This is a genomic window from Caldibacillus sp. 210928-DFI.2.18 (genome assembly GCF_020554505.1).
Classification (GTDB): Bacteria; Bacillota; Bacilli; order Bacillales; family Caldibacillaceae; genus Caldifermentibacillus; species Caldifermentibacillus hisashii.
Genome location: NZ_JAJCHL010000132.1, coordinates 1 through 6177 on the forward strand (window position 1 = coordinate 1; position 6177 = coordinate 6177).

Genomic DNA, 6177 nt, shown 5'->3' on the forward strand with positions numbered 1-6177 from the left:
ATACCTAATTATATCAAGCAATGCTTAAATATTTCTGTATGCGAAAGTTGAGTAATTAGAAAAACACTTGATAAAAATGTAATTTGTGGTATAAATATTTCATAGATTTTTCCGGGATGTTATAAATGAAACGCAAAAGCATTTTAAAGATGAAGGAATACATATTGAAACTGCTCTCGAGCAACATAATCAATTTGTCCATGTATTACGACAACATGGTGTAGAAGTATTTTTACTTCCTTATCACAGAAAATATCCTGAACAAGTATTTACAAGGGATATCGGCTTTGTTCTAGGACAAACGATATTTGTTGCAGATATGGCAAGCGAGGTTCGAAATGGAGAAGAAGAAGTACTGAAACGATGGTTAGAAGATGAAGAAATCTCTTACTATAATATTATCGGTCATCAATTTGAAGGCGGGGACGTGATTATTGACCGGGATCACATTTATATTGGACTGAGTTCTCGGACAAAGAGAGAGGCAATTGAACATCTTCAAGAGTTATTAGGTAAACAGTTTGAAATTATTCCAATAAATTTCCATGAAAAATTCCTTCACTTAGATTGTGTATTTAATATCGTTTCACCTGAACTGGCTTTATATTACCCTGAGGCATTGGATAAGGAAGATATTGAAAAATTGAAAGAGCGATACAAATTAATTGCAGTTTCAGAAGATGAACAATTTACGCTTGGAACAAATGTGTTGTCCATTGGAAACCGGAAAATCTTAAGTTTACCAGTAAATAAACAGGTTAATGAAGCATTGCAGAATAACGGATTTGAAGTCATTGAAGTGGACATAACTGAAATCATTAAATCAGGCGGCTCATTTCGCTGCTGTACATTGCCGATTGAGAGGGAAAAAACATAGAATTAAGATTTCTGTAAAAACAATAAAAAAGGACCCTACACATTGAGGGTCCTTACCAAACCTTAATCAATATTTAATGATGTATCCTTCTTAAATAATTTTAGACCGATTAAGTAAAGAATACCGATAGCGAGCCAAATAAACCCTAGTGTTTTTGATAATGAATCTAAATTAATCCAGACATAACCGATTATAAGGAAACCAATCACTGGCATAACTAAGTGCATTAAGTAATTTTTACTTTTCTTTTTTCGTAAAAAGTAATTAATTACAGATATATGCAAAAATAAAAATGATGAAAGAGCACCGAAATTAACTACTGATGACAACTTACCAATTTGAGATGAAAAAAATGATACAACAAAAACAGAAACAACAGCAATTAAAATTGTACTCAAATAAGGTGTTTTGTATTTTGGATGCACTTTTGACAAAAATTTAGGAAATTTCCCATCACGAGCAATACTAAACAAAATTCTTGATATTGCAGCTTGAGCAACTAGTGCATTTGCAATTCCCCAGGATAGTGCAGTTGCTAAAATTGTTAATATTCTTAACCAAGTACCTCCAGCTACTTCAGCAATTTGATAAAAGGCAACATCGGCATTTTCAAAAGTAGTAAAGTCCGGCCAAATTAATGCTGCAACCCATGTTTGAATAATAAACATTACTCCAACTGTTAATAGAGCTACAATACAAGCTTTTCCGATTGCTTTACTTCCCTCTTTTGTTTCTTCCGCTAAAGTTGAAATGCCGTCAAATCCTAAAAAGCTTAATACTGCTATTGAAACGGCTCCCATAACAAGGTTCATATTAAAATAATCACCATCATATAAAGGTTTCATCGTAAAGGTAGCACCATTTACACCTTGAACAATTGCAATAATTCCAACGGCTAAAAAGATGGCTAATACGATTAATTCCAAAACCACTATGATTTTGTTAGCTTTAGCAGTGAACTCAATTCCTAATACATTAATCACTGTATTAATGCCAATAAACAATGCTGCCCATAAAACAATTGGAACTTGGGGAACTAAATCATGCAACGCAGAAGCGCTAACCAAGTATAGAAGTGCTGGAACGAAAACATAATCTAATAAAATTAGCCACCCGGCAATAAATCCAACTGAATCATTAATGCCTCTTTGTGCATATGAATAAACCGATCCGGCAATTGGGAAAGCTTCCGACATTTGTGCATAACTAACCGCTGTGAAAATCATCCCAATCATACCGATTAAATAAGTTAAAGCAACCATTCCATTTGAGCCTATGGCCACTGAACCGTAGATTCCAAATGGTGCAATTGGAACCATGAAAATCATTCCATATATTAATAAGTCCCAAAATGATAAGGAACGTTTTAATTCTTGTTTATAATATGTTTTTTGATCTGTTTGTACGGTTTGAGCTTCCATCCATAATCCTCCTAAAATAATTTATCTACTTGGTAACTCTTCAGAACTGATTTTGGTACGAAAACTCTTGCTGTTTTTAAAGGGTCAACAATTTGACTAATTTGTACTTCACCAATAGCACTTAACAACATGGTTACTTCATCGGTTTCCATATCTGTTCGGTCGACTAAATATTGAACCATTGTTTCGACGGCAACACTAGCTGCGTCATCTATTGTTTGTCTTGATACAATTACAGTAAATCCATCTTCATTTTCAAGGAAAGGTGTCGGAATACTTTGTCCTTTAATAACTGATAGAGTTGCAGAAACTTTTGCTGGTATTTCTACCCCTGAAACACAAACCTCACCATCTCCCATTGCTGCATGAACATCACCAAGGGAGAATAATGCGCCATCATGGAAAACAGGAAAATAAAGAGTCGCTTTTTCAGTAATTAATTTTGTGTCCATATTTCCACCGTGTTCTCCGGGGGTGCCACAATTAATTTTACCTTCAGCGGGGGCTACACCGATTACTCCAATCATAGGTGTAATTGGAAATTCCAATTTTTCATTAAAACGAATGATACCATCTTTGACTGGCACTTTTTTAATTGAAAAATCTGAAAGTTTGTGACCCATTACACCTAAATTAGGACCGGTGACCATGGTGCCTTCATCAGCAAGCTCGATTTTTTTGATTTCAACTTTTAAAATGTCTCCGGGTTCTGCATCCTCAACATATATTGGCCCTGTAGCAGGATTAACATGATCCCAATCAATTGAGCCATATCCGGTATCCTCACTTTCAATTTGATTTAGGAAACAATCATACGTTTCAATCTCAACTTGACTTCCGGATGGCACATGTAAAACAGGTTTGTTCTCACTGCTCATTGCATAAATATAAGTTTCCTTTGATAATTGATATCTCATATCATCAGCTCCTTTATAGTTATTTTATCTTTTTTTTGAAAAATTTTTTATAATATAAACACCTAATTTTATAAAATCTTAACTATTTTATAAAATCCACCAACTTAGAAATAAACGAAAGTGCTACCGTACCGATTATCGCGACAAAAATAGCTGGTGTAGCCTGATTGTAAAATATAAAGCTGCCTAAACTCACGAACCAGATAAGAATAATAGCAAGAGGAAACCATAATGAACGTTTACACTTACTGTTTAACATTATCCAAAATGGCAGTGAGATTACGATATATGTGAGTAGGTAGGCCATAAGTAAAACAGGCAGATAATTTTTAAGTAACAACATGATAATTGTTAAGATAAAGCAGCTAATTAAGAGAATATAGTAAAAAGATCTTCCCATTTTATTAACTAGTTTTTGATGGCGTAAAAAGATTACTGATTGAGCTAGTGCAAATGTGGAAAAGATTACAGTGTTTATAACAGAAAATAACCATACAAGAATTACCAATAATGAAATTGCCGTAGTTGGTTGGATTAAATATTCTCTCACAAGACCTATGAGGGAAGAATTTTGGTAGGTAGCAATCATATAAACAGTCAATAAAATCATTGATAAAGGTAAAGCTGCAAAACAAAAAACGGACATTGTTACAGAATTTTTTTTATAGTTTTGTTTTATTGAGCTTAATACTTGCCATAAGTACATGTGGCTTAGTAATATTCCCATCAACACGAATAATGATGTTAGGAAAATTAAAAATAGGTGGTTTTGTTCGAATTGGATCTCATGAAATGATAGAAAAATGTGATGAATTCCTGTTTTTAAGTAGAGTAAAAGTGGGATAAATAACAGAATTCCCCCACAAGTCAGTAAGAATATATAACCTGTCAGATAAATGTTAAACATGCCTCCGAGCGCAGCGATAATAATAGAGAAAAGTACAAGGAGACAAATGAACACGACAGATAAATTGGGTGAAAAATAATCGAAAAATAAGGCGGCTAAAGGAAGTTGCAAAAGAAAACCATCCAGATTGGCAATAAAAATGATAACAATCACTGGTTTAAACGCACGATTAGTTAGTTTACGTTCATATATTTGATAGAGAACAGGCTTATCAATCCTTTCACCATGAAGATGACTATTTATTTTGTTAATAATAAAATGAATAAAAATTAACATTATAATAGTAAAGAAAAAACTCCAAAATAAACCGTAATGTAATAAGAGAAAAACAGGGTAAAAAAAGAATAACTGTGTATATAAGGCTAACCAAATTAAAATTGTACCTTGTTTGAGACCAATATTTGAATTTACATTGATAAAATTATGGATTGATGAAGGGTTTGCGATCTTATCAAGATTAATGATAAGGATACCAGCAAAAAAGAATAATAATATATACGAATCAATCATGATGTGGACTCTCCCTATATTGACTTGGTGTTGATCCTACATGTTTTTTAAAAGAAAGACTGAAATAATGAATGCTTGCAAAACCAACTTCCTCAGAAATTTTTTGAATGGACCAATCCGGTTGCTTTTTTAGAAGCTTTTTAGCAATTTCGATACGATGTAATGTTAAATACTCTTGAAAACTCATCCCGATTTCTTTAGAAAACTTCCTGCTTAAGTAGTTTGGGGAAGTATGAACTTCATTTGCTAGCATTGAGAGATGAATTTTTTCCGGATAATGTTCATGAATGAATTCTAACGCTTGTCTAATTAATTGAGATTGCCCCTCGACATAGCCGACTTTTTGAATATATTTGTTAAGCATTTGATATAACTCATCAGTCATAATTGGTTTTACCAGGTAATCAAGGGCTTGAAGTTTGATTGCTTGTTGGGCGTATTGGAATTCAGCAAATGCAGTGACAATCACGCATTCAGTTTGATAATGCTGACGAATGTATTTGAAAAGTTCCAACCCAGATTCACCTGGCAAATGAATATCTAACAATGCTAAATGTATTGTTTGAACAAGCAAAATTTGTTTAGCTTGAACTGTATCCTCAGCTCGAAATATTTTCCATTCTGGGTATTTTTCATTAATTAAATAGGTTAATTGCTCTATTTCTAGTATTTCATCATCAACTATTAAAATATTCATACTTTTCCCTCCGGAGTGTAGGGCCAAATGACCTTTGCAATAGTCATCCCATTTTTTCTATATATCTTTAAGTCTGTATAAAGTTCATAGATAAGACCCAGTCGTTTTTTAATATTTTGAAGTCCAATTCCATGGTAGTCTATTTGATTTTCTTCAAAGTCCGGTCCGTTGTCCATTACAATTAACGTTACCCAATTTCCTTCACGTTCTAATGATATAAATAAATTCTTTGTTCCTTTTTTCTTTTCAAGTCCATGTTTAAAAGCATTTTCAACTAATGTTTGCAACATATATGGTGGTAAATAAGTAGATTGGGCACGCTCATCTATCGTTAGCTCTACAGAAAGCCGATTATCAAATCTTATTTTCTGAATGAATATATAATGTTTTGTGTATGATAGTTCTCTTTTAAAAGGGACAAGAGAATCTTTTTCTGAATATTTATATCTTAGAAATTTAGAAAATTGTTCTAGTGCATAATTTTGATCCTTTGCTCTGCCAAGCCTTCCAAGAGACAGCATGGCATTTAAGGAGTTGAATAAAAAGTGGGGTTCAATTTGTTGGCTTAACTGAAAATACTCAACCCGATGCAATTCCTTTTCCATTTCAATTTTTTTATTTTCTAACTGCAAATAATCTAACTCTTTATCAAAGAAACCCAATAATAGCAGAATAACAAAACTGGCAATCGGTATACCTAAGCAAAGTAAGACGAGACCAATAAAAATAGATTCAAGCATAAGTACTCCTCACTGTTGAAATAAATATAATTTTATATTATATCATAACTCAGCTTTCGCAGTCCAAAATCTTGTTTAAATGCTTGATGTAAATGGTTTTGGGAAGTA

Annotated in this window: 6 protein-coding genes; 1 reads left to right on the plus strand and 5 read right to left on the minus strand. The window is 32.9% G+C overall.

Annotated elements, in window-relative coordinates:
• The first annotated feature begins 121 nt into the window (after nt 1-121).
• Nucleotides 122-877 carry a dimethylarginine dimethylaminohydrolase family protein gene (locus LIZ98_RS16540; protein ID WP_309240471.1) on the plus strand — a complete coding sequence of 252 codons (756 nt, stop codon included), beginning with the start codon at nt 122-124 and terminating at the stop codon, nt 875-877.
• Nucleotides 878-939: 62 nt separating this feature from the next.
• Here the strand turns inward: LIZ98_RS16540 and LIZ98_RS16545 are convergent, their stop codons facing one another.
• From LIZ98_RS16545 to LIZ98_RS16565, 5 genes are all read right to left on the minus strand, one after another.
• A complete protein-coding gene (locus tag LIZ98_RS16545) occupies nt 940-2298 on the minus strand; it encodes an APC family permease (protein WP_227140294.1) in 1359 nt (452 codons plus the stop codon).
• 11 nt (nt 2299-2309) lie between these two features.
• Nucleotides 2310-3215, minus strand: a complete 906-nt coding sequence (locus LIZ98_RS16550; RefSeq protein WP_227140295.1) for an acetamidase/formamidase family protein — start codon at nt 3213-3215, stop codon at nt 2310-2312.
• 82 nt (nt 3216-3297) lie between these two features.
• A complete protein-coding gene (locus LIZ98_RS16555; protein WP_227140296.1) occupies nt 3298-4632 on the minus strand; it encodes a hypothetical protein in 1335 nt (444 codons plus the stop codon).
• Entirely contained in the window at nt 4625-5329 is a 705-nt protein-coding gene (locus LIZ98_RS16560) for a response regulator transcription factor (protein ID WP_227140297.1), read from the minus strand. Before LIZ98_RS16560 ends, LIZ98_RS16555 begins: the two co-directional genes overlap by 8 nt.
• Nucleotides 5326-6069 (minus strand): sensor histidine kinase, encoded by a 744-nt coding sequence (locus tag LIZ98_RS16565; RefSeq protein ID WP_227140298.1) that lies wholly within the window; start codon nt 6067-6069, stop codon nt 5326-5328. Before LIZ98_RS16565 ends, LIZ98_RS16560 begins: the two co-directional genes overlap by 4 nt.
• Between the last annotated feature and the right edge of the window lie 108 nt (nt 6070-6177).